A 25,271-nucleotide genomic window follows, 5' to 3' on the forward strand; every position below is an offset into this window, starting at 1 on the left:
GGGGTATCGGGCCGCGACGCCCCCAGCGCCCGCCCCCTCCCTTCAGGGAAGCCGTTCAAGGGCCGGGGAGCGCTGAGGCGGCTCGATGCCGCCGAAGCGCTTTCGAGGCCGCGAGGGGGAGTTCCCTGGCGCGCAGACGCGCGCACCCACCCCCGTCCCCTCCCTTGAAAGGGAGGGGTGAAGAACCTTCCCATTGCGCGTCCGCTATGCTTTAGGCGCGCCCAACCACAGGTGCGATCCGAAGGACTCCCACAGACATGAACATCCACGAATATCAGGCCAAGGAGCTGCTCGCGAAGTTCGGCGTGCCGGTTCCGGCCGGCGTTGCCGCGATGAGCGTCGAGGAGGCGGTCGCCGCCGTCGACACGCTCCCCGGGCCGCTCTACGTCGTCAAGGCGCAGATCCATGCCGGCGGCCGCGGCAAGGGCAAGTTCAAGGAATTGGGCCCCGACGCCAAGGGCGGCGTCCGCCTCGCCCGAAGCAAGGAAGAGGTCCGCGCGGCGGCCGAGGAGATGCTCGGCAACACCCTCGTCACGATCCAGACCGGGGCCGAAGGCAAGCAGGTCAACCGCCTCTACGTCACCGACGGCGTCGACATCGCCAAGGAATTCTACCTGGCGCTGCTCGTCGACCGCGCGACCGGCCGGATCGCGTTCGTTGCCTCGACCGAGGGCGGCATGAACATCGAGGACGTGGCCCATGACACGCCCGAGAAGATCCACACGCTCGTCATCGACCCGGCGACCGGCTTCATGCCGCATCATGGCCGCGCCGTCGCCAAGGCGCTGGAGCTGACCGGCGACCTCGCCAAGCAGGCGCAGAAGGTCGCGGCCAAGCTGTACGACGCCTTCCTCGGCACCGACGCCGAGCAGATCGAGATCAACCCGCTCGCGGTCACCGACAAGGGCGAGCTGCTCGTCCTCGACGCCAAGGTCGGCTTCGATTCCAACGCCATGTTCCGCCACAAGGACCTCGCCGCGCTTCGCGACGAGACCGAGGAGGACCCGATGGAGCTGGAGGCGTCGAAGTACGACCTCGCCTACATCAAGCTCGACGGAAATATCGGCTGCATGGTCAACGGCGCCGGCCTCGCCATGGCGACGATGGACATCATCAAGCTGAACGGCGCCTTCCCGGCCAACTTCCTCGACGTCGGCGGCGGCGCCTCGAAGGAGAAGGTCACCGCGGCGTTCAAGATCATCCTCAGCGATCCCGCGGTCGAGGGCATCCTCGTCAACATCTTCGGCGGAATCATGCGCTGCGACATCATCGCGGAAGGAATCGTCGAGGCGGCGCGCGAGTGCCACATCACGGTGCCGCTGGTCGTACGCCTCGAGGGCACCAATGTCGACGAGGGCAAGCGCATCCTCGCCGAATCCGGCCTCGACATCCTGCCCGCCGACGACCTCGGCGACGCGGCGCGCAAGATCGTCGCGCAGGTGAAAGAGGCGGTTCCGGCGTGATCAAGCCGAACCTGGCCAACGCCCACAAACGCTACGGACCGGGCGGGCGCGAGCTCGCCTGGGCGGCGTTGAAGGGCGCGGGCATGGGTGCGCTTCTTGCCGTGATCGTGGTGAAGCTGGTCGCCTGAAGCGTTCGCGGGGCGCTTGACGTTAACGGAAGGTGGGCGGTAGCGGCTGCCTGCAAGCGATTGAGAGGAAGGCCATGAAGCTCCTGGTCCCGGTCAAACGGGTGCTCGATTACAACGTGAAGCCGCGGGTGAAGGCGGACGGGACGGGGGTCGACCTCGCCAACGTCAAGATGAGCATGAACCCGTTCGACGAGATCGCGGTCGAGGAAGCCATCCGCCTCAAGGAGAAGGGCGCGGCGACCGAGATCGTCGCGGTGTCGATCGGACCGGCGAAGGCGCAGGAGACGTTGCGCACCGCGCTGGCGATGGGCGCCGACCGCGCGATCCTCGTCCAGAGTGACGACGAGGTCGAGCCGCTGGCGGTCGCCAAGATCCTCGCCAAGATCGCAGAGGAAGAGCAGCCGGGGATGATCATCCTCGGCAAGCAGGCGATCGACGACGATTCCAATCAGGTCGGCCAGATGCTGGGCGCACTGCTCGGCTGGGGCCAGGGCACGTTCGCGTCGAAGGTCGAGGTCGAGGGCGACAGCGTCAGCGTCACCCGCGAGGTCGACGGCGGCCTCGAGACGGTGAAATTGAAGACCCCGGCGATCGTCACCACCGACCTTCGCCTGAACGAGCCGCGCTATGCGACCCTGCCCAACATCATGAAGGCCAAGTCAAAGCCGCTCGCGACCAAGAGCCCGGCCGATTACGGCGTCGACACCGCGCCGCGGCTCACGGTGCTCAAGGTGACCGAGCCCTCCAAGCGCCAGGCCGGCGTGAAGGTCGGCAGCGTCGACGAGCTGATCGCCAAGATCAAGGAAACGGGAGTCATCGGATGATCGCGCTGGTCTGGGTCGAGCATGAGGACGGCGCGGTCAAGGACGCCACCCTCGCCACCGTCACCGCCGCCGCCAAGTTGGGCGAAGTCCATGCGCTGGTCGCCGGCGCGGGCGTGGGTTCCGTCGCCGAGGCCGCCGCGAAGATCGCGGGCGTGACCAAGGTCCATGTCGCCGACGACTCGGCCTACGACCATGCGCTGGCCGAGAATGTCGCACCGCTGGTCGCCGGCATCGTCAGCGACCATTGCGACTATTTCGTCGCGCCGGCGACGACCACGGGCAAGAACATCGCCCCGCGCGTCGCCGCCCTGCTCGACGTCATGCAGGTCAGCGACATCCTCAGCGTCGAGGATGCCGACACCTTTACCCGGCCGATCTACGCCGGAAACGCCATCGCAACGGTGAAGTCGGGCGATACCAAGAAGGTCCTCACCGTCCGCACCACCGCCTTCGCCAAGGCGGACAAGGAAGGCGGCAACGGCGTGGTCGAGCCGGTCTCGGGCCCCGGCGATGCGGGCCTGTCCAGCTTCGTCGGCGCCGACATCGCGCACTCCGAGCGCCCCGAGCTGACCAGCGCCAAGATCATCGTGTCGGGCGGCCGCGCGTTCGGCTCGTCGGACCAGTTCCACGCGCTTCTCGAGCCGCTCGCCGACAAGCTCGGCGCCGCGGTCGGCGCGTCGCGCGCCGCGGTCGACGCCGGCTATGCGCCCAACGACTATCAGGTCGGCCAGACCGGCAAGATCGTCGCTCCGGAGCTCTATGTCGCGGTCGGAATCTCGGGCGCGATCCAGCATCTCGCCGGCATGAAGGATTCGAAGACCATCGTCGCCATCAACAAGGACGAGGACGCGCCGATCTTCCAGGTCGCCGACATCGGCCTCGTCGGCGACCTGTTCAAGCTTGTCCCCGAGCTCACCGAGAAGCTCTAGACGCTCGCGAGCCCGTGCCAGTCGATTCGGCTGGGCGGGCAGCCCGGCGACAGGGCGACGGCCGTGATCGGGTGGCGCGCCGGCCTCAATCCCAGCCGCGACGCCTCCCGCCAGACGTAGAAGTCGAGCAGCGGCAGCAGCTTGGGCGCGTCTTCGCTGAGGCTGCCACGCCATGCATAGCGAAGCGGCGCCACGCCTCGCGCCGCGATGCCGAGGACCTGGCGCAGTGTGCCATGCGGCGGGTAGTCGGCGACCAGCACGACGCAAGCGCCCGAGCGGCCGTGAACGACGGTGCCGAAGCGCTGTCGCTCCCGCCGCACCTCGAACCCGCTGCGGCGCAGCAGCTCCTCGGCCTGGACATCGAACGCCGAGGAATCGATGGGCGGCGCCTCGCGCGCCCAGGCCGCCTTCACGCAGAGGCTGAGCAGCAGGGCGGCGCCGAGCGCAACCCTAGCGCGCACCGAACACCTCCCGGCGCGCGCCGAACAGGACGATGGCGACGACCAGCACCAGGGTCAGCCAATTGAACAGGCTGTAGCCCCAGCCATTGTGGAGCGCCTCGAGATGATCGGGGAACGAGAGCATCGCGCCGATGCGGACGACGTTGACCGCGACCGTCGCCGCCAGCGCAGCCGCGCACCAAGCGACCGCGCCCCAGCTGAAGGGCACGCGGAACAGCTGGTTGACCGTCGCCCAGAAGACGATGGCCAGCGACATGCCCTGCATCGACGAGCAGCCGGGGGCGACGATCAGGCGCGTCGCCCTGTCCGTCGACCAGAGCGTGTTGCCGACATGCTCGACGCCGAGGCTGCCGGCAACGAAGACGGCGTCCAGGGCGAGCAGCGGGCCGCTGAACAGGGCGAGGAGCAGCCGGCCCCACAAGACCGCCCCGGTGATGGCGAGAAAGACGAGACCGGAGCGGCGTAGCGGCGATCCGGGCGCGCTGGTGAACACCGTCCACAAGGATGCGCCGGTAAGCGCGACCGCGCTCGCGGTCGGCACCGGAAACAGGGCCCCGGCGACGACCAGCGCCGCGACCAGGGCGTCGCCGCGCCGCCACGGTTCGGTTGCGTCGCCCTCGCGCGCGATCGACAGACCGGCGGCAAGCGCGGCCCACAGGATTGCGCTCACGCCGAACAGATTGAGCGCTGCGGCGACGAACCCCATCCCTTCGAGGTGCCGCAAGGCCAGGCCGACAAACGCGTTCAGCGTCGCCAGCAGGAACAGGCCGAAGAAGAGGCTGGCGCGGGAAACGGCTGGCAGCCGCGCCTCTGCGCTGGCGGCCGAATTCATCCTGCCGTCTCCCGCGCGAAGTGGATCAGCGCGAGCGGCGCTTCTTCACGAGATAGTAGCCGCCGGCAAACAGCGCCAAGGCGGGCAGGCCCGCGCCGAGGATCGGAGCCGGAACGACGACACCGGCGATCGCCGGAGAGGCCGCAAACAGGGTTCCGGCGGCAATCAGGCCGGCACCGGCAAGACGAGATAGCATCGATGACTCCCCCTTTTGTGACTTGGACCGCGCGTTGCGGTGAGAGCCGACTTGCCCCAGAACGCGGCCTGCGTAAACCGGGGCGCGGCGCCCGGCGTCGACAGGAGAGAGAACGCCCGGAATGCCCACTGACTGGCTTCCCATCGCAGGGTTCTGGCTGCTCCTGCTGGCGCTGTTCGCTGCCGAGCTCGCCTGGCCCATGCGCCGCGGCCAAGCGGAGGGCGGGGGCCGCCTTGTCACCAATTTCGGGCTAGCCGCGATCAACGTCCTGTTGCTGTCGTTGCTTCCCTTGTCCGCCGTTATCGCGGCCCAATGGTCCCGCGAGAGCGGTTTCGGCCTGCTCCCGCGCCTCGGCGTCGGCGGCGTCGCGGCGATCGTCCTCACCCTCGCTGCTCGAAGCCTTGCCGGCTACGCACTGCATCGGGCGGCCCACCGCTGGCAATTGCTGTGGCGTGTGCACAAGGTCCACCACTGCGACGCGGCCGTCGACCTGACCACCGGGCTGCGTCACCATCCGCTCGAGCTGCTCTACGTCGCCTCGTTGGTCGCCTTGCTGGCCGCCGGCCTCGGCCTCTCGCCCGAGGCCGTCGCCGTCTATGAGGCTGCCGCGGTCGGCTTTTCCTTATGGTCCCACGCCAATGCCGGCCTCCCGCCCGCGCTCGATCGGGCGCTTCGCCTGCTGGTCGTGACTCCGGCCGCCCATTCGGTCCACCATTCCGCCGCCCAGGTCGAAACCGACAGCAATTACGGCGAGGTCTTCACCTTCTGGGATCGACTGTTCGGCACCTATAACCGCATGTCGCCCGCCCAGGCGGCGACCTTGCGTTGTGGGCTGGGCGACGCTGAGGACGCGAGCGCCGGCCGGCTCCACGTGCAGCTCTGCGCGCCCCTGCTCGTGGCCCGACACCGTCAAATGCCGAAAGTCTGAGCTGCCATGCGTATCTTCTTCGACTCCCGTCAGCTCGAGCACGATCCGCAGCAGGAGCTGCACAACGGCGCGTGGATGGCGCATTCCGAGCATCCCGGGCGGACGCGCGCCATCGTCTCGGCGGTCGGCGCGACCGAGACGCCGAGCGACCGGGGCGAGGCGCCGCTGCTGCGCGTCCATCCCGCCGATTATCTCGGCTTCCTCAAGACCGCTCATGCCGATTGGCAGTCGGCGGGGCGGCCGGGCAATGCGATCGGCTATACCTGGCCGGTGGCGCGGCGGCGGCCGCTCAACCTCTCGCGGATCGACGCCCGGCTCGGCCAGTACAGCTATGACGCCGCGACTCCGGTGGCGGCGGGGACGTGGACGGCCTCCTATTGGGGCGCTCAGACGGCGCTTGCCGCGACCGAGGCGGTGCTGGGCGGCGAGCGCTCGGCCTTCGCCTTGTGCCGGCCGCCGGGCCACCATTGCGGCGCCGACTATCTCGGCGGCTATTGCTATCTCAACAATGCCGCCATCGCGGCCGAGGCGGCGCTGGCGGCGGGCAAGAAGCGCGTCGCGGTCCTCGACGTCGACTATCATCACGGCAACGGCACTCAGGACATCTTCTACGACCGCGGCGACGTGCTGTTCGTGTCGATCCATGCCGACCCGGCGACCGACTATCCCTTCTACTGGGGCCACGTCGACGAGGCCGGCGAGGGTGCGGGCGAGGGCGCGACCCTCAACCTGCCGCTGCCGCAGGGCACCGATTTCGCCGCCTACCGCCCCGCGCTCGCCCAGGCGCTGGAGCGGATCGCGGCGTTCGGCGCGGAGCTGCTGATCGTCTCCTACGGCGCCGACACGTTCGTCGGCGACCCCATCTCCCATTTCGCGCTGGACACCGCCGACTATCCGCTGATGGCCCGCGAGATCGCGTCGCTGGGCCTGCCGACCGCGATCGTCATGGAAGGCGGCTACGCGACCGATGCGCTCGGCGCCAACGTCGCCGCCTTCCTCAGCGGCTTCTAGGCTGCCTCGCGCTCCTCTTCGAGCGTCGGGTAGTCGACATAGCCGTCGGGGCCCTGGCTGTACCAGGTCGCCATGTCGTCGGCGTTCCAGCGCGCGCCGGTGCGGATGCGCTCGGCAAGGTCGGGATTGGCGATGAACGGGCGGCCGAAGGCGATGCCGTCGGCCAGTCCTTCGGCCACCGCCGCCTGCGCGGCGATACCCGTGAAATCCTGGTTGAGGATCAGCGGCGTCGTCACCGCGGCCCGGATCAGCGGCGAGACCTTGGCCTGGTCGCTTCGTCCGAAGGTGCCGTCCGGTCCCTGCTCGCGCAGCTCGATGAAGGCGAGACCGATCCGCTCCATTTCGCGGGCGGCGGGCACGAACACCGAGGCGGGATCGCTGTCCTCGACGCCCTGCGACGCGCCGTTGGGCGAGAAGCGGACGGCGGTGCGCCCGCCGCCGATCGTGCCGGCGATCGCCTCGGCGACCTCGACCAGGAAACGGATTCGCTTCGCCGGCGCGCCGCCATAATCGTCGTCGCGCAGGTTCGCCGCCTCGCGCAGGAACTGGTCGATCAGATAGCCATTGGCGGCGTGGATCTGGACTCCGTCGAAGCCGGCGGCGATGGCGTTGGCCGAAGCGCGCGCATAATCCTCGACGATGCGCTGGATGTCGTCTTGGGTGACGGCCCGCGCCTCGACGTAGTGCTTCTTGCCTTCATAGGTGTGGGCGTAAGCCGGCGCGGTGGTCGCGGAGGCGGAGACCGGTTGGCCGCCGCCGAGATCGGGGTGGACGAGCCGGCCCATGTGCCACAGCTGGGCGAAGATGCGCCCGCCCGCTTCGCGGACGGCGCCGGTGACCGGCTTCCACGCCTCGACCTGCGCCTCGTTCCACAGGCCCGGCGCGAACGGCCAGCCGAGGCCTTCGCGGCTGATCCCGGTCGCCTCGGAGATGATCAGGCCGGCGCCGGCGCGCTGGCTGTAATAGTCCGCCATGACCGGCGTCGGCACCGCCTCGCGCGTGGCGCGAGCGCGGGTCAGCGGCGCCATCAGGATTCGGTTGGGCGCGCTCACCGCGCCGAGCTGGATGGGGTCGAACAGGCTGGCCATTGGTGCCGCTCCTTGGAAGGCCGGCACCATGCCGGCGTCTCGAATGATAAGTGCGCAAATGAAACCTTCCAATGGGCCCGAGGATGGAAATTCCGATGGATCGCATCGATCCTCCTTATGGATCCGGCCGGCTGGCCGGCGCGCCGCGCCGCGGCTAACAAGGCCGCGAGGCAGCAGGAGAATGACATGAAATGGCTCTGGAGCGTGGTCGCGGCTTTGCTGCTCGCCGGATGCATGACGCCGCAGCAGAGCGCCGACAGCCTCGACGCCATCGCCCGCGACTATGTCGGCCTCAGCCTCGAGATCGGCACCCACGAGGAAGGCTATGTCGACGCCTATTATGGGCCGGCCGAGTGGAAGCAGGCGGCGGAGGCGAACCCGCGCGCGGTGCCAGTTCTCGCATCGGCCGCGGCCGACCTGCAGGCGCGGCTGCGCGCGACTGCGGCGCCCACGGATCCCCTCGTCCAGCGCCGCCGTGCCTTCCTCGACGCGCAGCTGACCGCCGCGCGCACGCGCCTCAGGATGATCGCCGGCGAGCGACTGAGCTTCGCCGAGGAGGCGCAAGGGCTGTTCGGGGTCACGCCGGAAATCCGGCCGCTCACTCATTATGACGGGGTGCTCGCCCGCATCGAGCGGCTGGTGCCCGGCACCGCGCCGCTCCCCGAGCGGGTCGAAGCGTTCCAGGGCCGCTTCGTCATTCCGCCCGACCGGCTCGACTCGGTGATGCGCGCCGCCATCGCCGAGTGCCGGCGCCGCACCATCCAGCATATCCCGATGCCGCAAGGGGAGGCGTTCACCCTCGAATTCGTGCGCGACAAGAGTTGGTCAGGCTACAATTGGTACCAGGGCGATTATCGCAGCCTCATCCAGATCAACACCGACCTGCCGGTGCGGCTGAGCCGCGCCGTCGACCTCGGCTGCCACGAGGGTTATCCCGGCCATCACGCCTACAACGCGCTGCTCGAGCGCGAGCTCGCGCGCGGCCGCGGCTGGGTCGAATATATGGTCTATCCGCTCTACTCGCCGCAGTCGCTCATCGCCGAAGGCTCGGCCAATTACGGAATCGACCTCGCCTTCACGCCCGAGGAGCGGCTCGCCTTCGAGCGCACGACGCTCTACCCGCTCGCCGGGATCCAGCCAGGCGACGCGTCCCGCTATCTCGACCTCCAGTTGGCGATCGAGGAGCTGGCCGGCGCCCGCTTCACCATTGCGCGCGACTATCTGGAAGGCCGAATCGACCGCGCCCGGGCGGTCGAGCTGACCCAGCGCTACCAGCTCGTCGGCGCGCGCCGCGCCGACCAGTCGGTCGGTTTCATCGACCAGTACCGGACCTATGTGATCAATTACGGGCTCGGCAAGGACATGGTCCGCGCCCATATCGAGGCGGCCGGGCCGGATCGCGGCGCGCGCTGGGCGGCGATGCGGCGAATCCTCAGCCAGCCGACCCTGCCGGCTGACCTGCGCTGACGAAAAAGGCGCCCCGGATCGCTCCGGGGCGCCTCCCTCGCAACACCCGCTCTGCGCTTAGCGCAGCGGGTGGATGGCGATGACCTGGTTGGTGCGTGCGTCGATCTCGTAGACGCGCTGGCCGTCAGAGCGGAAATAGACGTCGCTACGGCCCTGGTAGCTGGTGCTCGGCGCCGGGCGGAGAACGCTGCCGATCGTGCCGGTGATCAGATCGCCGACTCGAAGGCCGCCATTGCCGAGGATGCTGCCGAGGATGTTGCCACCCATGCCGCCGCCGCCGAGCACGCTGCCCAGCACGCCGCCGAGAACGTTGCCGACGCCGCTATTGGTGCGGGTCTGCGGATACGGCGCGTAAGGGCCGCCCTGGCCGTAATAGCCGTTCTGGACCGGCACCGGACGGCCATACTGGTCGTAGGTGTAGCCCGGCGCCAGGACGCGGCGGCCATATTGGTCATAGGTATAGCCGGTGTTGCCGTAAGCGTAGCCGGCGCCCGGCTGGGCATAGCCATAAGCATAGGCGCCGCCAGCGACCTGAAGCTGCTGGCTCAGATTGCCGACCCGCTGTTGAAGCACGTTCCATTCCTGCTGGCTGATGCCGTTGGCGGCATAGCGGGCCCGCAGGCGGGTCAGGGTGCGGATTTCCTGGCGCAGACGACGGCGCTCGGTCGCGTCGATCGTGCCGGCGCGCACGCCGGCATTGAGCTGCGTCTGCAGCTGAACGATCTGGTTCTGGACCGTGGCATTCGCGTTGGCGTTGCTGGTCACATAGGTCTGCGCGGACGCCTCGACCGCCATCGTCGCGATCGGAAGCGCCGCCAGGGTGATAATAAACCGTTTCATCATCTGATACTCCACTACGCCCCTCGCGCCTTGTGGAGTGTAAAACGGACGAAGCGTCGTGGTGTTTCACAGACAAAGTTTGTAAGGCTCGCAAAGTCGAGTCTTACCCGTCACTTTACCGCCTGTGCCGAACGGTTCGCCGTTACTTGCGGTAGGATGAACAAACGCTTCCTAGTCGACCCGCGACAGCGCCGGAGCAGGGTCGCTGGCGGGGAAGCTCTCGTCGACGGCTTCGTCGACCCGGTCCCAGGTCTTGGGGGGGTCGCGCATCGCGCCCGGCCCGGCGGCGCGGGTCGCGTTGACGTCGCCGCTGTGGACATGGTCCTCGCGCTCGCTCACCGCCGAGGCATGGTGGCTGGCGCGGCCGCCGAGCCGGCGGACCAGCGCCACGAGGCCAATGCCCGCCGCGGCGGTTCCCAACATGGCAAGGATCGCATTGGTGCGGTTGCGTTCCATGGGCGTTAAACCCCTTCGTCAGTGTCGTGGTTGGTTGCGGTAGAGGAACAATCGGGGTGACGCGCCGGTTCCGCCGCCCTAACCAGCTTGTCGACGAGGAAAGGCCCGTTGAACGAGACCGAAACATTGTCCCCGGCGATCCCGGGCGAGCTTGAGGAAGCGACCCGCCGGCTGCTCGACAAGGCGTGCGAGCGCGACATCAGTCTCGCCACCGCCGAGAGCTGCACCGGCGGCATGCTCGCCTCGCTGCTGACCGATGTGCCCGGCATCGCCCACGCCTTCGAGCGCGGCTTCATCACCTATACCGACGAATCCAAGAACGAGATGCTCGGCGTGCCCAAGGAGCTTCTCAAGGAGAAAGGTGCGGTGTCGAAAGAGGTGGCGATCGCCATGGCCGAGGGCGCGCTGGAGCGGTCGCGCGCCAACATGGCTCTCGCCGTCACCGGCTTCGCCGACAAGGGCGACGAGCCGGGCCTGGTCCACTTCGCCTGCGCCCGCCCCGGCCGCAAGACAGCGCATCGCGAGGAGCATTTCGGCCCGATCGGGCGCGGGCCGACGCGCGTCGAATGCCTTCGCGTCGGCATCGAGATGATGACGGAGATGCTGTGATGGCGGCGGAGATGAACGCGATCGAGGCGCTGCCGTTCGAGTCGATCCACCGCCACGGCTTCGTCCGAGTCGCGGCGGCGAGCCCGTGCGCGTCGTCGGGCGACGTCACGTTCAACGTCGACCAGACCATCGCGCTGGCGCGGGAGGCGCATGAGCGCGGAGTCGATCTCGCCGTCTTCCCCGAGCTCAACATCTCCTCCTACGCGGTCGACGACCTCCACTTGCAGGACGCCTTCCTCGACGCGGTCGAGCTGGGGATCGGCCGGCTCGCGCGCGAGACAGCGGACCTGAAAACGGTGCTGCTGGTCGGCGCTCCGCTCCGCCGCAACGGCCGGCTCTACAATTGCGGCCTTGCCCTCTCGCGCGGCCGGATCCTCGGCGTGGTGCCGAAATGCTTCCTGCCCAATTACCGCGAATATTATGAGAAGCGCTGGTTCGCCTCCGGCATCGGCACCGAGGGGCTGACCATCCGTGTCGCCGGGCAGGAGGTACCGTTCGGCCCCGACCAGATCTTCGCTGCGGATAGCCTGCCGGACTTCATCTTCCACATCGAGCTGTGCGAGGATTATTGGGCGCCGCTTCCGCCCTCGACCAACGGCGCGATGGCCGGCGCCTTGATCCTCACCAATCTTTCCGCCTCCAACATCACCATCGGCAAGGCCGACGAGCGCAAGCTGCTCTGCGCCGCCCAGGCGAGCCGCTGCCACGCCGCCTATGTCTATTCGGCGTCGGGGCCGGGCGAGAGCACCACCGACCTCGCCTGGGACGGCCAGGGCTCGGTCTACGAGCTCGGCGAGCTGCTCGCCGAGACCGGCCGCTTCGACCGCGGCAACGAGCTCGCGGTCGCCGACATCGACGTCCAGCGGCTGCGGCTGGAGCGGATGCGCAACGGCACGTTCAACGACAATGCCCGCGCCGCCGGCCACCCGGAGAAGAGCTTCCGTCGGGTCGGGTTCGATCACGCCCTGGCCGACCGCGACATCGGCTTCGAGCGGATCCTGCGCCGCTTTCCCTATGTGCCGAACCGCGCCGACCAGCTCGACCAGGACTGCTACGAGGCGTTCAACATCCAGATCCAGGGCCTCGCCAAGCGCTTCCAGACGACGAGCGGCAAGCACCTCGTCATCGGCGTGTCGGGCGGGCTCGATTCCACCCACGCCCTGATCGTCGCGGCCAAAGTGTGCGACTGGCTCGACATCCCGCGCTCGACCATCCTCGGCTACACCATGCCGGGCTTCGCCACGGGCGAGACCACAAAGTCCAACGCCTGGGCGCTGATGCGCGCGCTCGGCATCGAGGCGGCGGAGATCGACATCCGCCCGGCCGCGACCCAGATGCTCAAGGACATGGGTCACCCCTTCGCCAAGGGCGAGCAAGTCTACGACATCACCTTCGAGAATGTTCAGGCGGGGCTTCGCACCGACTATCTGTTCCGCCTCGCCAACCATCGCGGCGGCTTCGTCGTCGGCACCGGCGACCTCAGCGAGGTGGCCTTGGGCTGGTCGACCTATGGGGTCGGCGACCAGATGAGCCATTACGGCGTCAATGCCGGCGTGCCCAAGACGCTGATCCAATATCTCGTGCGCTGGGTGATCAAGTCGGGCCAGTTCGACGCCGAGACCAACAAGGTGCTTCAGGCTATCCTCGACACCAAGATCTCGCCCGAGCTGGTCCCCGCCGACGACGAAGGCGCGATTCAGTCGACCGAGGACCGGATCGGCCCGTACGAGCTTCACGACTTCTTCCTGTGGCACGTCCTTCGCCACGGCCAAAAGCCGTCCAAGGTCGCGTTCCTCGCCTGGCAGGCGTGGAAGGACCGCTCGGCGGGCCTGTGGCCGTTCGACTATCCCGAGCCTCTCAAGCGCGAATATGACCTCGCCACGATCGTCAAATGGCTCGAGGTGTTCCTGTTCCGCTTCTTCCAGATCAGCCAGTTCAAGCGCAGCGCCATCCCCAACTCGCCCAAGGTGTCGGCGGGTGGCGCGTTGAGTCCGCGCGGCGACTGGCGCGCGCCGAGCGACGGCACCGCCGCGCCGTGGCTCGAGGAACTGAAGCGGGCGCTGCCGAAGGGCTGACTCGCCCGCTCCCGCGCCCGTCGAGTGCTTGCCTGCCTTGGTCGAATAGTGCAGCGGGTCCCCATCACGAACCAGAACACAAGCGGGCAAAGACTCGCTCAGGGAGGGTAATCATGTTCAGGGGCCTCGCCGCCGTTTCGCTTCTTCTGCTGTCCAGCACCAGCCTCGCCACCGCCCAACAGGGCCGCGGCGGCGGCGGCTCGGGCAGCGCGCCCGCCTGGGACGTCAACGCCCCTCCCGGCCAGACCCTCCGCCAGGTTCGGATCGACACCGACGAAGGCACCTGGATGAACGTCGATCTGTCGCCGGACGGCCGCACCATCGCGTTCGACATGCTCGGCGACATCTATGTGATGCCGGTCGTCGGCGGCACGCCGCGCCGGCTGACCTCGGGCCTCGCCTTCGACCACCAGCCGACCTTCTCGCCCGATGGCAGCCGAATCGCCTTCACCTCGGATCGCGGCGGCGGCGACAATATCTGGGTGATGAACGCCGACGGCAGCGGCGTCCGCCAGATCACCAACGAGACCTTCACCCTGACCAACGCGCCGACGTGGAGCCCCGACGGGCGCTTCATCGCCGCGCGCAAGCATTTCACCACGCAGCGCTCGCTCGGCACCGGCGAGATCTGGCTCTACGATGCGAGCGGCCAGGGCAATGGCGTCGCGCTCGTTGAGCGCCCCAACCCGCAGCACCAGAAGGAACTAGGCGAGCCGGTGTTCAGCCCGGACGGCGCCCACATCTATTTCTCGCGCGACACCACCCCGGGCGGCACCTTCCAATATGCCCAGGATTCCAACCAGCAGGTGTTCGCGATCGAGCGCTACACGGTCGCGACCGGCGAGCGCACGACGATCGCCGGCGGCCCCGGCGGCGCGGTCCGTCCCACGCCCTCGCCCGACGGGCGAAGCCTCGCCTTCGTTCGCCGCGAGGAAGGCCGCAGCCGCCTGTTCGTCAAGGACCTCGCCACCGGCCGGGAGCGCCGCATCTACGACGATCTCGACCAGGACCTGCAGGAGACCTGGGCGGTCCACGGCGTCTATCCGACCATGGACTGGACTCCGGACAGCCGCTCGATCGTGTTCTGGGCGGGCGGCCACATCCGCCGCATCGACGCGGCCGGCGGGGCGGCGACCGAAATCCCGTTCCGGGTGAACGACACCCGCGCGGTGATCGATCCGCCGCGGCCGGAAGTGGACGTCGCCCCGGCCACCGTCACCACCCGAATGGTGCGCTTCCCCTCTGTGTCCCCTGACGGCCGCCAAGTCGTGTTCGAGAGCCTCGGCCGGCTCTACGTCCGCGACATGAGCGGCGGCTCGGCGCGTCCGCTGACCGCCGCCGACGGAGACTTCCAGCTGTGGCCGAGCTGGTCGCGCGACGGCAGCCGGATCGTCTTCTCGTCGTGGAACGACCGCACGCTCGGCCACATCCGCACCGTGTCGCCGGACGGCTCGAACCTCACCACCGTCACCGCCACGCCGGGTCATTACCGCCGGCCGCGCTTCTCGCCGGACGGCCAGACCATCGTGTTCGAGCGCGACAGCGGCGGCTTCCTCACCTCCGAGCTCTATTCGGGCGAGACCGGAATCTACCGCGTGCCCGCCAACGGCGGCGAAGCGGCCCGAGTCCTCGGCTCGGGCGCCAACCCGCATTTCGGCAATCTCAACGACCGCATCTTCCTCCAGGTCTCGGAGAATCAGAAGCAGCGGCTGGTCAGCGTCGATCTCGGCGGCGGCAACCGCCGGGTCCATGCCGAGGGCGACCTCATCACCGGCTTCGAGGTTGCGCCAGACGGCCGCGCCCTCGCTTTCCGCGAGAATTACAACTGGTTCGTGACCCCGTTTTTCAACGGGGCTGCGACGATGAACCTGTCGAGCCGCTCCGGACCGCTGCCGGTGACCCGCGCCACCCGCCATGCCGGCCAGTTCGGCCGCTGGGGCGCGGGCGGACGCACGTTCAGCTGGACCTTCGGGCCGACCCTCTACACCGCCGACACCGCCGCCCTAGTGAGCCGCGCTCCGGGCGCGAGCTATACCGCGCCGGCGCAGGGCACCAACCTGTCGATCACCGTCCCGGCCGACGTGCCGCAAGGCGTGGTCGCGCTGGTCGGCGCCCGCATCGTGTCGATGCAGGACGACAATGGCGGAATCATCGACGACGGCGTCGTGATCATCGAGGGCAACCGAATCCGTGCGGTCGGCCCGCGCGGCTCGACCCAGATCCCGGCCGATGCGCGCCAGGTCGATATGGCCGGCCGAACCATCGTCCCCGGGTTCATCGATGGCCACGGCCACGGCCCCTATGGCGTCGACGAGCTGGTGCCGCAGCAGAACTGGTCGATCCTGTCGCACATGGCGCTGGGCGTCACCACCATCCACGACCCGTCGAGCACCGCGAGCGAGGTGTTCGCCGCGGCCGAGATGCAGCGCGCCGGCATCATCCAGGGCCCGCGCCTCTTCTCGACCGGCGAAGTGGTCTACGGCGCCCGCGCGCCCGGCGTGTACGCGCAGATCGACAGCTATGACGACGCGCTCGGTCACGTCCGCCGGCTTCGCGCGGAAGGCGCCCACTCGGTCAAGAACTACAACCAGCCGCGCCGCAACCAGCGCCAGCAGGTGGTCGCCGCGGCGCGCGCCGAGAATATCGCCTCGGTCGCCGAGGGCGGGTCGCTGTTCACCATGGACATGACCCTGATCGCCGACGGCAACACGGTGCTCGAGCACAACATCCCGCAGGCGCGGCTCTACGAGGACGTGCTGAGCTTCTTCAGCCAGAGCCGGGTCGCCTACAATCCGACCCTGGTCGTGACCTATGGCGGCCTCGCCGGCGATCCTTATTGGTCGCAGGCCGAGCCGGTGTGGCAGCATCCTTTGCTTACCCGCCATGTGCCGCCGGGCGAGCTCGCCAACCGCGTCCGCGTGCAGACCGCGCCCGCCGATCAGTTCGTCGACCAGGTCAGCGCCCGCGAGGCCGATCGCCTCGATGCGCGCGGCGTGCTCGTTGCGACCGGCGGCCACGGCCAGCAGCAGGGCCTCGCCACCCACTGGGAGCTGTGGAGCCACGTCCGCGGCGGCGCCACGCCGCTCGAGGCGCTTCAGCATGCCACGGTCGATGCCGCCCGCGCTTATGGCTTCCGCGACATCGGCGTGATCGCGCCGGGCAAGCTCGCCGATCTCGTCGTGCTGTCGGCCGATCCGGTCGCCGACATCCGCAACAGCGACGACATCACCCATGTGATGGTCAACGGCCGCCTCTACAACGCGCAGACCCTGAACGAGGAAGTCACCGGCAACCGCCAGCGGCAGCCTTATTTCTGGGAAGATTCGCAATCCGCACCCGCGCAGTAATTTCTCGTTAGGGAGTGGGGACTTAACGTCCCCACCCTGTTTGTTGCGGGAGTGGGGCGATGCTGGCGAAATTCGACGAGAGCATTTTGCGGCGGGTGCCGTTGCTGAATCTTCTGCGTCCGCCGCAGGTCGAGCAGCGTTCGGAGCCGCGCTACACCTGTTCCGAAGGCCAGCGCGCGACCCTGTTCCTCAGGGCCGGCGGCTCCTACGCGGCCCGGATCGGCAACATCTCGACGAGCGGTGCGATGCTGAAGGTAGCCGCTCGGCCGCTGGTCGACGATCGCGTCGTGGTGAAGTTCGAAGGCTGCGACCCGCTCAACGCCACGGTGCGCTGGGTAAAGGACGGCTGCGTCGGTCTTCAGTTCGGCGACCCTATCTGCCTCGCCTGACCTGCTCTGCCGGCATCGCCTCCGCCGGAATGGGATCGGATCGCGATCCATGTTAGATTTCCCGCCGGCTCCGACTCCTGGGGAGGGCGGCGGATGGCTGTGCAGCGCGACAAGCCTTACGGTGAACAGAATTTCCTCGTCGATCTCGGCGACGGCCTGACCGACGAGCCCGACGGCGCCTTTAGCGAGGTCAGCGGCCTCGACACCTGGGTCGACGTCACCGAATATCGCAGCGGCGCCGGCCGCGATTCCAGCCCGACCAAGATCACCGGCCTCGCCCGAGTGGCCGACGTCACCCTGAAGCGCGGGATCATCGGCACGCTCCGTCTCTATCGCTGGTTCAACGACGTTCGGAACGGCGATGCGGGCGCGATCCGCACCGTCACCATCACCCTGCTCGCCGAGGACCGAACGCCTGTGCTCGTGTGGAAGCTGATCCGCGCGCGGCCGGTCCGCTACGTCGCCGGCTCCCTCAACGCGGAGGGGACGGACGTGGCGATGGAGGAGCTGGTCCTCGCCTATGAGCGGCTGGAGATGGAGTGATGGCGCGCGCGCCGCAGCAGCGGCCGGCGCTCGCCCGCAACTTCCGAGTCGATCTCGGCAAGGGGATCGATGCGAGCACGATCAGCCAGGTCATCCTGCCGCGCTTTCCGGCCCAGCCCGAATATGATTCCGAACCGCTGCTGACCCTGCGAAGGGCGGCGAGCGCCGACCGGTCGTTCCACGATTGGTGGGAGGAGACCCGCGGCGGCCGGGGCAAGAGGCGCGCCGTCACGGTCACCATGGTCGGCGCCGACCTGGGCCCGATCTTCGCCTGGCGGTTCACCGAGGCGCGGCTCGCGGCGCTCCACTACGGCCTGCTCGATGCGAGCGCGGAAGGCGTGCTCGTCGAGACGATCGAGCTCGCCTTCGCTCGGATGGAGCGGGCCTAGGCCGCTCGGCGCTCAGATCAGGCCGGTGGTCGCCGCGAAGCCGAGGCTGTCGAACATCTCCATGAACTTCACCGCCTTGCCGTCGCGGAACGTCCAGATGTCGACCTTGGGCGAGTTGATCTCGCGGCCGGTGGGCTTGTGGCGCCAATGGCAGCGGCCGATCCACACCACGGTGTCGCCGTCGGCGACGATCTTCTCCTGGGGATAGTCGATCATCTCCCAGTCGCGGGAGAGGATCTCGAAATATTGCCGCGCCTCCTCCCGGGTCTTGCGGTCGGCGGCGAGATCGTCCGGGAGGCCGGGGTCGAGCACCGAGCCCATCTCGATCTCGTCGGCCATCATGTCGATGATCTCGTCGACATTGTGCCCGCGGCTCTCGCGCCACGTGCGATAGGCCTCGGTAACTCGGTCGATCGGCAGATCCGCGTCGAGCATCGCGAGTTCTCCCCGGTGAAGCGACGAAGAATAGCATAAGCAGCGGGAAAGGCTGAGTCCGGCCTCGCCCCGGCGAAACCGGCCCGACTACTGTCGGAGCGCCTCAATTACGCGCGGGGTGATCGCGCTCACCATGCGCTTCACCCCCTGGAAATTGGGATGGAGGCCGTCGGCCTGGTTGAGCGCCCGGTCGCCGGCGACTCCGTCGAGGAGGAAGGGGTGGAAGGCGGCGTCGTGGGCGCGCGCCAGCTCGGCGAACATCGGACTGTAGGCATTGGCATAGTCCGGGCCGAGGTTGGGCGCGGCGATCATGCCCGCGACGAGCAGCTTCACCTCGCGCCGCGCCAGTTCGGCGAGAATGGAGTCGAGCGCCGCACGGGTCTGCGCCACCGGGAGCCTGCGCAGCATGTCGTTGGCGCCCAGCGCGACGATCGCGAGGTCCGGCTTCCGCTCCAGCCCGTCCAGGGTCCAGGCGAGGCGGCGAAGCCCCTGCGCCGCGGTGTCGCCCGACACGCCGGCATTGGTCAGGCGCGCCGGGACGCCGTGACGCCGCAGATGCGCCTCGAGCTGCGGCACGAAGCCGAGTTCGCGCGGCAAGCCGAAGCCCGCGGTGAGGCTGTCGCCGAGCGCGAAGATGTGGACCTCGTCGGACGGCGCCGGGCGGGGCTGAGCCGCGGCCGCGATCGGCAGGGTCAGCGCGGTCAGCGCGGCATGGACGAGGAAGCCGCGCCGCCCCTGAAGCGCCGCTCCGCCTTCGCTCTCGTTGCCGGACCGCATGACCGCGCCTTACGTCATCGACGCTTGCCAAGTCACGCTGCCGCTCGGAACGCTTGCCGCCGGCACGGGTTTGACGCTCCTCCTCGGTCTGCTCGGATCGCTCCCCGCGCTCTTTGCGCCAATCGTGACGTTCATGCTGGCGACAGGCGAAGCGGGCAACTTGCCGCCCGCGGAGCCGGGGCCTAAGCCAATTTCAAAGATTTAAGGGATGACCGACATGCGCATGTTCCTCCTGCTCGCCGCTGCCGCGGCCGTCGCCGCACCGGCTTTCGCCCGGCAGGACGAAAGCGCGGCGCAGAAGGCGCAGGTCACCGCCGCGCCCGCTGCGCCACCGCTGCAGCTCACTGCGGCGCATCGCGCGTCGATCGCCGAGGCGATCCGCCGCGGCCGTCTGATCGCGGCGATCGACCGCGCCGGCGCGGTCACCACCCGCGACATGCTCGCGCGCGTCGCCGATCCCGCCGCGGCCGGAATCGTCGGCTGGGTCGCCGAGCCCGAAGGCAATGCCGTCACCGTCACTTATTATGCCCGCGAAGGCGACGGCTACGCCGCCGTCTATCGCAGCCAGATGCTCGGCGGCCGCGCCGTGTCCCCGGAAGTGTTCGAGGCCGGCAGCCGCCCGGCGCTGACCGGCAACGCCGCGCGAATGGCCGCGGCGCGAAGCGCGGTCGGCGATCTCCAGCAGACGCCGTGCGGCGGCGGCGGCGACTTCAACACGATCATCCTGCCGCCCGAATCCGCCGCCGCGCCCGTGCTGGTCTATCGCATCAGCCCGCGCATGGCCGCGGAGGCGGTCCCGGCCGGCGGCCATTACCGGACCGAGGTCGCCGCCGACGGCAGTGTCGGGGACACCGTGGCCCTCGCCGGCGAGTGCACCGAACTGCGCCTCGCGCCGCTCGCCGCCGGCCAGCGGCCGCGGCCGCTCGTCGTCAACGCCCGCGACGCCGAGCTGCCGGGCGAGCTCCATGTCTTCCTGTCGCTGTGGAGCGGCCGTCCTCTCGCCGTCGCCACCGGCACGGACGCGGTGCGGATGTGGGGCGTCACCGGCGAGGGCATCGGCGAGCTGGCGCAAGGGCCGAACACCCATCCCGTGGGCAGGTGAGTTGCGCGGCTAATACGGATTTTGCTTGCGCGACTCGCCGCAAACCGCAAAGTCTCGTCCCCTGACCTGACCGGAGGGGATTATCATGAGAAATCATCGCCTTGCGCTTTGCGCAATTCTGCTGCTCGCGGGCACCGCGCCGGTATATGCCCAATCGCAGCCGCGTGCCGCCGAGGCGCGCCCGCCGCAGGTCTCGCCGGGCTCGGCCGCGCGCCAGGGCCAACCGCGCTACGGCTCGTTCGGCCTCGACCTTGCCGCCCGTGACGTCGCCGTCGATCCGGGCGACGATTTCTTCCGCTACGCCAACGGCACCTGGCTGAACGCCACCGAGATTCCCGCCGACCGCACCAGCTGGAGCCTGTGGACCGTCCTGTCCGAGGATATCGAGCAGCAGTTGCGCGCGATCGTCACCGACGCGGCGGCGTCGACCGACCCGGCGCAGCGCAAGGTCGGCGATTTCTACGCCGCCTGGATGGACGAGGCCGGGATCGAGGCGCGCGGCACCGCCCCGCTTCACCCCTACCTCCAGCGCATCGCCGGCATCGGCAACCGCGACCAGCTGCTCGCGACCTTCGCGACGCCGGGCTTCGTGTCGCCGGTCGGCGTCGGCATCATCCCGAACCTCGCCGATCCGACCCGCTACACCGCCGTCGCCGGCCAGGGCGGGCTCGGCATGCCGAACCGCGATTATTACCTGCGCGAGGGCGCGGAATATGACCGCTACCGCGCCGCCTACCGCGACTATATCGTCCAGCTCCACACCCTCGCCGGAATCGCGGACGGCGCGGCCAGGGCCGACCGAATCATCGCGCTCGAGCGGCGAATCGCCGAGGCGCACTGGACGCCGGAGCGCAGCCGCGACATCGCCGCGATCAACAATCCGATGACCCGCGCCCAGCTGATGGAGCTGGCGCCGCAGTTCGAGTGGGAGACCTATCTCCAGCGCCGCGGCCTCGGCGCCGCCGAGACCGTGATCGCGACCCAGACGACCGCGATCCAGGGCATCGGCCGACTGCTCGACGAGGTGCCGCTCGACACGTGGAAGGAGTATCTCGCCTTCCACTTCATCAACAGCTACGCGAACTACCTGCCGCGCGCCTTCGACGAGGCGAAGTTCAACTTCTTCAGCCGCACCATCGCCGGCCAGGAGCAGCAGCGCGACCGCTGGAAGCGCGGCCTCGGCCTGGTCAACGCCGCGCTCGGCGAGGCGGTCGGCCGAATCTATGTCGAGCGCCACTTCCCGGCCGAGAGCCGGCGCCAGATGGACGAGCTGATCACCAATCTGCGCACCGCGTTCGGCGAGCGGCTGCGGACCCTCGACTGGATGGACGACGAGACCCGCGCCCAGGCGCTCGCCAAGCTCGACTCGTTCGAGCCGCGGATCGGCCATCCCGAAGTGTGGATCGACTATTCCAACTACCAGGTCGACCGCGGCGACCTGCTCGGCAACATGGTCCGCGCCGCCGAGTTCGGCTGGAACCTGCAGCTGTCGCGCTTCCCGAACCCGGTCGATCGCCGGCTGTGGGGCATGAACCCGCAAATCATCAACGCGTCCTACAACCCGCTGATGAACCAGATCACCTTCCCGGCCGGCATCCTCCAGGCGCCGTTCTTCGATCCCAATGCCGACCCGGCGGTCAATTACGGGGCGATCGGCGCGGTGATCGGCCACGAGATCGGCCATGGCTTCGACGACCAGGGCCGCCGCTTCGACCCCACCGGCCGAGTCCGCGACTGGTGGACGGCGGCATCGGCCGAGCGCTTCACCGAGCGCACCACGCGGCTCGGCCAGCAATATAGCCAGTACAGCCCGCTGCCCGGACTTAACGTCAACGGCCAGCTTACCATGGGCGAGAATATCGGCGACCTCGGCGGGCTCGAAATGGCCTATGCCGCCTATCGCCGCCACGTCGCCCAGCATGGCGAGCCGCCGGTTCTCAACGGCCTCACCGGCGACCAGCGTTTCTTCCTGTCCTGGGCGCAGGTGTGGCGCAGCAAGCAGCGCGAAGGCGCGACTCGCCAGCGTGTGCTGACCGATCCGCACAGCCCGGACGAATATCGGGTCAACGGCGCGGTCCGCAACATCGACGCCTGGTACCGCGCGTTCAACGTGACGCCCGACGACGCGCTCTATTTGCCGCCTGAACAGCGCGTCCATATCTGGTAATTATGTCAGGGGGCCGGGCGACCGGCCCCCTTTTTCTCGTGGAGTGCCCGTGATCCTTCGCCTGCTGCTCGCCGCCGCGCTGATCTTCAGTCCAGCTTCGGGCTTCGCCAGCCCCGCGCCGCCGGCGCCCGCGCCCGCTCAGATCACGCGCGAGCAGGCCGTGGCGATGCTGCTCGGCTTCAACGAGACCGGCATCAACCTCGCCGCCCGCGACCTCAGCGTCCGCCCCGGTAACGACTTCAATCTCTACGCCAACGGCGCCTGGATGCGCTTCATCCGGGTCTCGGGCGGCGCCCAGGAATTCTCCTACTCGATCCAGGCGCAATTGAACGAGGACGTCGAGGCACAGGTCCGCGCAATCGTCGAGAACCCGGCCGGCGACCCGGCCGCGCAGCAGATCTCGGAGCTCTACCGCGGCTTCATGGACACGGCGACGATCGAGCGCCTGGGGGTGACTCCGCTTCGGCCCTATTTCGATCGGATCGCGCGCATCCGCAACCGCGCGGACCTCCTCAAGACGTTCAGCGAGAACGGCTACAACATGCCGTTCAGCATCGGCGTCATTCCCGATCCCGGCAATCCGACCCGCCACATCGTCGCGATCGGCCAGGCCGGCACGCTGATGCCGACCCGCGATTACTATCTGCGCGAGGGCCCCGAGTTCGACCGCTACCGCGCCGCCTATCGAAGCTACGTGACACAATTGCTCCAGCTTGCCGGAATCGACGGCGCCCCGGCCAAGGCGGAGGCGATCTTCGGTCTCGAGCGGCGCCTTGCCGAGGCGCACTGGCCGCCCGAGCGCAGCCGCGACGTATCGCAGAGCATGAACCGCATGACGGTGGCGGAGCTGCAGCGGCTCGCGCCGGAATTCGACTGGCCGAACACCTTGCGCCTGCTCCAGATGGGCGACGTCGACACCCTGCTGGTCGGCGAGACGACCGCGATCCAGGCGGCCGGCCGGCTGCTCGACGAGGTGCCGCTCGACACCTGGAAGGCGTGGCTCACCTTCCACTTCATCGACGCCTTCGCGCCCTACATGTCGTCGCAATTCGACCGCGCCGCCTTCACCTTCCACAACCAGGTGCTGAACGGCATGAACCAGCCGCACGAGCGCTGGCGGCGTGGCGTGCAGCTGGCCGACGGCGCGCTCGGCGAGGCGGTCGGCCGAATCTACATGGCCCGCCATTTCCCGAACGAGAGCAAGCGAGTCGTCGAGGAGATGATCGGCAATTTGCGCGGCGCCTTCGCCGAGAGGCTGCGCCGGATCGACTGGATGGACGCGCCGACCCGTGCCGAGGCGCTCGCCAAGCTCGAGGCGTTCGGCGCCCGCGTCGGCGGGCCGGAGCGCACCATCGACTATGCGAGGCTGCGCCTCGACCGGGCCGACATGGTCGGCAACATCATGCGCCTCGGCGACTTCAACTTCGCCCGCGAGATCGCGCGGCTGCGCGAGCCGGTCGACCGCAATTTGTGGGACATGACCGCGCAGACGGTCGGCGCGTCCTACAACGTGCTGACCAACCAGATCACCTTTCCGGCCGGAATCCTCCAGCGCCCGCTGTTTCACCCGACCTATGACGCCGCGGTCAATTACGGGCGGATCGGCGCCGCCATCGGCCACGAGCTCGGCCACGGCTTCGACGATCAGGGCCGCCGCTTCGACGGCGTCGGGCGCCTGCGCGACTGGTGGACGCCGGCCGCGGCGCAACGCTTCCACGAGCGCGCCGAGCAGCTCGGCCGCCAGTTCGCGACCTACGAGCCGGTGCCCGGCTTCCGAGTCAATGCCGAGGCGACGATGGGCGAGAATATCGGCGACCTGGGCGGCCTCGAGATCGCCTATGAGGCTTATCGCCGCCACGTCGCCCAGCACGGCGAGCCGGCCGTCGTTGGCGGCCTCACCGGCGACCAGCGCTTCTTCCTGTCCTACGCCCAGACCTGGGCCAGCTATATCGGCAACACGCTGATGCAATCGATCGTGCTGACCGACGAGCACGCGCCGCCCGCCTACCGGGTCAACGGCATCGTTCGGAACATGGACGCCTGGTACCGCGCCTTCGACGTGAAGCCCGGCGACGCGCTTTACCTGCCGCCCGAGCAGCGCGTCAGGATCTGGTGAGACGAACCGCTCGTCCCGTTTTTGGAACGGGCACGAAACAAGCAATGGTTAACAATTGACCACCATAACTTTTCTAAATAGCCAAACCACTTAGCACGGATTCGAGGCGGTTCGCGGTCGCGGATTTCCGGGCTTTTTGGGGGTGGGGCCGATTCTCTTCTTCGGGGCTTCCTGCGTGGCTCTTGGCCGCCTTGGGCGGATGATACCGCTGTGCGTCCTCGCCGCGGCCTGCGCTTCGGCCGCGACGAGCGCGGCCCCTGCCGCCGCTCAGGTGCAGGCCTCGCCTCCGCCCGCCTCCGTTCGCGACATCGGACGAGTCCATATCCTCTGCCTCGTCGCGGGCGGCTCGGACGCGCGCCTCCAGTCGGACCTGTGCGCGCGCCTGCAGCGGCTCGTGTCTGCCGGCGCGCCGGTCCCGGTCACGGTGGTTCAGCTCGGCGACCCGGCGGTGCTCGATCCCGCCGCGCTCAACCTGCTCCTTCATGCTTCGCTCGAGCGGATCGGCGGCGCGCCTGTGCTGGCCCTGTCGCTGCGCTCGTTCCGCAATGCCGGCCCGGACAGCGTGACCCTGTTCGGCCCCGCGCCGCGCGCCGTCCCGGCCGGCGACGCCACCCAGATCGAGCGCGCCCTCGCGGCCGCGCTGACCCATGTCCTGCCGTGGCGCGTCGCGCCACAGGGAGCACGACCCATCGACTAAAT

General features: G+C 68.8%; 26 protein-coding genes. 18 read left to right on the plus strand and 8 right to left on the minus strand.

The features are described 5' to 3' along the window. Positions 1 to 257 precede the first annotated feature (257 nt). From sucC to G7B71_RS08035, 4 genes are all read left to right on the plus strand, one after another. Positions 258 to 1,463 (plus strand): ADP-forming succinate--CoA ligase subunit beta, encoded by a 1,206-nt coding sequence (sucC, locus tag G7B71_RS08025; protein ID WP_166039689.1) that lies wholly within the window; start codon positions 258 to 260, stop codon positions 1,461 to 1,463. Continuing rightward, on the plus strand, positions 1,460 to 1,591 hold the full coding sequence (locus tag G7B71_RS15785; protein ID WP_279338396.1) for a hypothetical protein: 132 nt from the start codon (positions 1,460 to 1,462) through the stop codon (positions 1,589 to 1,591). Before sucC ends, G7B71_RS15785 begins: the two co-directional genes overlap by 4 nt. Positions 1,592 to 1,665: 74 nt before the next feature. Beyond that, entirely contained in the window at positions 1,666 to 2,415 is a 750-nt protein-coding gene (locus G7B71_RS08030) for an electron transfer flavoprotein subunit beta/FixA family protein (RefSeq protein WP_166039692.1), read from the plus strand. Beyond that, on the plus strand, positions 2,412 to 3,344 hold the full coding sequence (locus G7B71_RS08035; protein ID WP_166039694.1) for an FAD-binding protein: 933 nt from the start codon (positions 2,412 to 2,414) through the stop codon (positions 3,342 to 3,344). Before G7B71_RS08030 ends, G7B71_RS08035 begins: the two co-directional genes overlap by 4 nt. On the opposite strand, the gene G7B71_RS08040 is transcribed toward G7B71_RS08035, so the two are convergent. From G7B71_RS08040 to G7B71_RS08050, 3 genes are read right to left on the minus strand one after another with little or no spacing between them, the layout of a single operon-like run. Continuing rightward, positions 3,341 to 3,805, minus strand: coding sequence for a hypothetical protein (locus tag G7B71_RS08040; RefSeq protein ID WP_166039696.1), 465 nt, complete (start codon positions 3,803 to 3,805; stop codon positions 3,341 to 3,343). The two genes, G7B71_RS08035 and G7B71_RS08040, sit on opposite strands and share 4 nt — an antisense overlap. Further along, complete coding sequence (locus tag G7B71_RS08045; RefSeq protein WP_166039698.1) at positions 3,795 to 4,637, minus strand: hypothetical protein; 843 nt, start codon at positions 4,635 to 4,637, stop codon at positions 3,795 to 3,797. The genes G7B71_RS08040 and G7B71_RS08045 overlap by 11 nt, the downstream gene beginning before the upstream one ends. Before the next feature lie 25 nt (positions 4,638 to 4,662). After that, the gene (locus G7B71_RS08050; protein ID WP_166039700.1) at positions 4,663 to 4,833 is read right to left on the minus strand and encodes a hypothetical protein; all 171 of its coding nucleotides are present in this window, start codon (positions 4,831 to 4,833) and stop codon (positions 4,663 to 4,665) included. Between the two features lie 121 nt (positions 4,834 to 4,954). Here G7B71_RS08050 and G7B71_RS08055 point away from each other — a divergent pair, with 121 nt between their 5' ends. Together G7B71_RS08055 and G7B71_RS08060 are read left to right on the plus strand one after the other, a co-directional pair. Next, a complete protein-coding gene (locus G7B71_RS08055; RefSeq protein ID WP_166039702.1) occupies positions 4,955 to 5,761 on the plus strand; it encodes a sterol desaturase family protein in 807 nt (268 codons plus the stop codon). Positions 5,762 to 5,767: 6 nt separating this feature from the next. Beyond that, on the plus strand, positions 5,768 to 6,772 hold the full coding sequence (locus G7B71_RS08060) for a histone deacetylase family protein (RefSeq protein WP_166039704.1): 1,005 nt from the start codon (positions 5,768 to 5,770) through the stop codon (positions 6,770 to 6,772). Here G7B71_RS08060 and G7B71_RS08065 read toward each other — a convergent pair. After that, on the minus strand, positions 6,769 to 7,860 hold the full coding sequence (locus tag G7B71_RS08065; protein WP_166039706.1) for an alkene reductase: 1,092 nt from the start codon (positions 7,858 to 7,860) through the stop codon (positions 6,769 to 6,771). The genes G7B71_RS08060 and G7B71_RS08065 overlap by 4 nt on opposite strands. Before the next feature lie 186 nt (positions 7,861 to 8,046). On the opposite strand from G7B71_RS08065, the gene G7B71_RS08070 reads away from it, so the two are divergent. After that, positions 8,047 to 9,327 carry a hypothetical protein gene (locus G7B71_RS08070; protein WP_207774745.1) on the plus strand — a complete coding sequence of 427 codons (1,281 nt, stop codon included), beginning with the start codon at positions 8,047 to 8,049 and terminating at the stop codon, positions 9,325 to 9,327. A gap of 57 nt (positions 9,328 to 9,384) precedes the next feature. On the opposite strand, the gene G7B71_RS08075 is transcribed toward G7B71_RS08070, so the two are convergent. Both G7B71_RS08075 and G7B71_RS08080 read right to left on the minus strand, forming a co-directional pair. Beyond that, positions 9,385 to 10,170, minus strand: coding sequence for a hypothetical protein (locus G7B71_RS08075; RefSeq protein WP_166039684.1), 786 nt, complete (start codon positions 10,168 to 10,170; stop codon positions 9,385 to 9,387). A 168-nt stretch (positions 10,171 to 10,338) separates the two neighbouring features. Beyond that, on the minus strand, positions 10,339 to 10,623 hold the full coding sequence (locus G7B71_RS08080) for a hypothetical protein (RefSeq protein ID WP_166039686.1): 285 nt from the start codon (positions 10,621 to 10,623) through the stop codon (positions 10,339 to 10,341). Positions 10,624 to 10,731: 108 nt separating this feature from the next. On the opposite strand from G7B71_RS08080, the gene G7B71_RS08085 reads away from it, so the two are divergent. The 6 genes from G7B71_RS08085 (at position 10,732) to G7B71_RS08110 (ending at position 17,975) form a co-directional block, all read left to right on the plus strand. Further along, positions 10,732 to 11,232, plus strand: coding sequence for a CinA family protein (locus tag G7B71_RS08085; protein ID WP_243406158.1), 501 nt, complete (start codon positions 10,732 to 10,734; stop codon positions 11,230 to 11,232). An 11-nt stretch (positions 11,233 to 11,243) separates the two neighbouring features. Beyond that, positions 11,244 to 13,307 carry an NAD(+) synthase gene (locus G7B71_RS08090; protein ID WP_166039791.1) on the plus strand — a complete coding sequence of 688 codons (2,064 nt, stop codon included), beginning with the start codon at positions 11,244 to 11,246 and terminating at the stop codon, positions 13,305 to 13,307. A gap of 113 nt (positions 13,308 to 13,420) precedes the next feature. Then, a complete protein-coding gene (locus G7B71_RS08095) occupies positions 13,421 to 16,654 on the plus strand; it encodes an amidohydrolase family protein (protein WP_166039712.1) in 3,234 nt (1,077 codons plus the stop codon). Positions 16,655 to 16,713: 59 nt separating this feature from the next. Continuing rightward, positions 16,714 to 17,043 carry a PilZ domain-containing protein gene (locus G7B71_RS08100; protein ID WP_166039714.1) on the plus strand — a complete coding sequence of 110 codons (330 nt, stop codon included), beginning with the start codon at positions 16,714 to 16,716 and terminating at the stop codon, positions 17,041 to 17,043. 93 nt (positions 17,044 to 17,136) lie between these two features. Beyond that, positions 17,137 to 17,586: a phage tail protein gene (locus G7B71_RS08105; protein WP_166039717.1), complete on the plus strand. Its 450-nt coding sequence runs from the start codon at positions 17,137 to 17,139 to the stop codon at positions 17,584 to 17,586. Next, the gene (locus G7B71_RS08110) at positions 17,586 to 17,975 is read left to right on the plus strand and encodes a phage tail protein (RefSeq protein ID WP_166039719.1); all 390 of its coding nucleotides are present in this window, start codon (positions 17,586 to 17,588) and stop codon (positions 17,973 to 17,975) included. Before G7B71_RS08105 ends, G7B71_RS08110 begins: the two co-directional genes overlap by 1 nt. Positions 17,976 to 17,987: 12 nt before the next feature. Here the strand turns inward: G7B71_RS08110 and G7B71_RS08115 are convergent, their stop codons facing one another. Together G7B71_RS08115 and G7B71_RS08120 are read right to left on the minus strand one after the other, a co-directional pair. Beyond that, positions 17,988 to 18,410 (minus strand): nuclear transport factor 2 family protein, encoded by a 423-nt coding sequence (locus tag G7B71_RS08115; RefSeq protein WP_166039721.1) that lies wholly within the window; start codon positions 18,408 to 18,410, stop codon positions 17,988 to 17,990. Between the two features lie 87 nt (positions 18,411 to 18,497). Further along, entirely contained in the window at positions 18,498 to 19,187 is a 690-nt protein-coding gene (locus G7B71_RS08120) for an arylesterase (protein WP_166039723.1), read from the minus strand. On the opposite strand from G7B71_RS08120, the gene G7B71_RS08125 reads away from it, so the two are divergent. The 5 genes from G7B71_RS08125 to G7B71_RS08145 all read left to right on the plus strand — a co-directional run bounded on the left by G7B71_RS08125 (position 19,186) and on the right by G7B71_RS08145 (position 25,269). Further along, entirely contained in the window at positions 19,186 to 19,392 is a 207-nt protein-coding gene (locus G7B71_RS08125) for a hypothetical protein (protein WP_166039725.1), read from the plus strand. The two genes, G7B71_RS08120 and G7B71_RS08125, sit on opposite strands and share 2 nt — an antisense overlap. A gap of 3 nt (positions 19,393 to 19,395) precedes the next feature. Next, positions 19,396 to 20,289: a hypothetical protein gene (locus G7B71_RS08130; protein ID WP_166039728.1), complete on the plus strand. Its 894-nt coding sequence runs from the start codon at positions 19,396 to 19,398 to the stop codon at positions 20,287 to 20,289. A gap of 85 nt (positions 20,290 to 20,374) precedes the next feature. After that, positions 20,375 to 22,456: a M13 family metallopeptidase gene (locus G7B71_RS08135; protein ID WP_166039730.1), complete on the plus strand. Its 2,082-nt coding sequence runs from the start codon at positions 20,375 to 20,377 to the stop codon at positions 22,454 to 22,456. 49 nt (positions 22,457 to 22,505) lie between these two features. Then, on the plus strand, positions 22,506 to 24,572 hold the full coding sequence (locus G7B71_RS08140) for a M13 family metallopeptidase (protein WP_166039732.1): 2,067 nt from the start codon (positions 22,506 to 22,508) through the stop codon (positions 24,570 to 24,572). Positions 24,573 to 24,771: 199 nt separating this feature from the next. Next, positions 24,772 to 25,269, plus strand: a complete 498-nt coding sequence (locus G7B71_RS08145; protein WP_166039734.1) for a hypothetical protein — start codon at positions 24,772 to 24,774, stop codon at positions 25,267 to 25,269. The last annotated feature ends 2 nt before the right edge of the window (positions 25,270 to 25,271 follow it).

The organism is Sphingosinicella sp. YJ22, from assembly GCF_011320075.1.
GTDB lineage: Bacteria > Pseudomonadota > Alphaproteobacteria > Sphingomonadales > Sphingomonadaceae > Allosphingosinicella.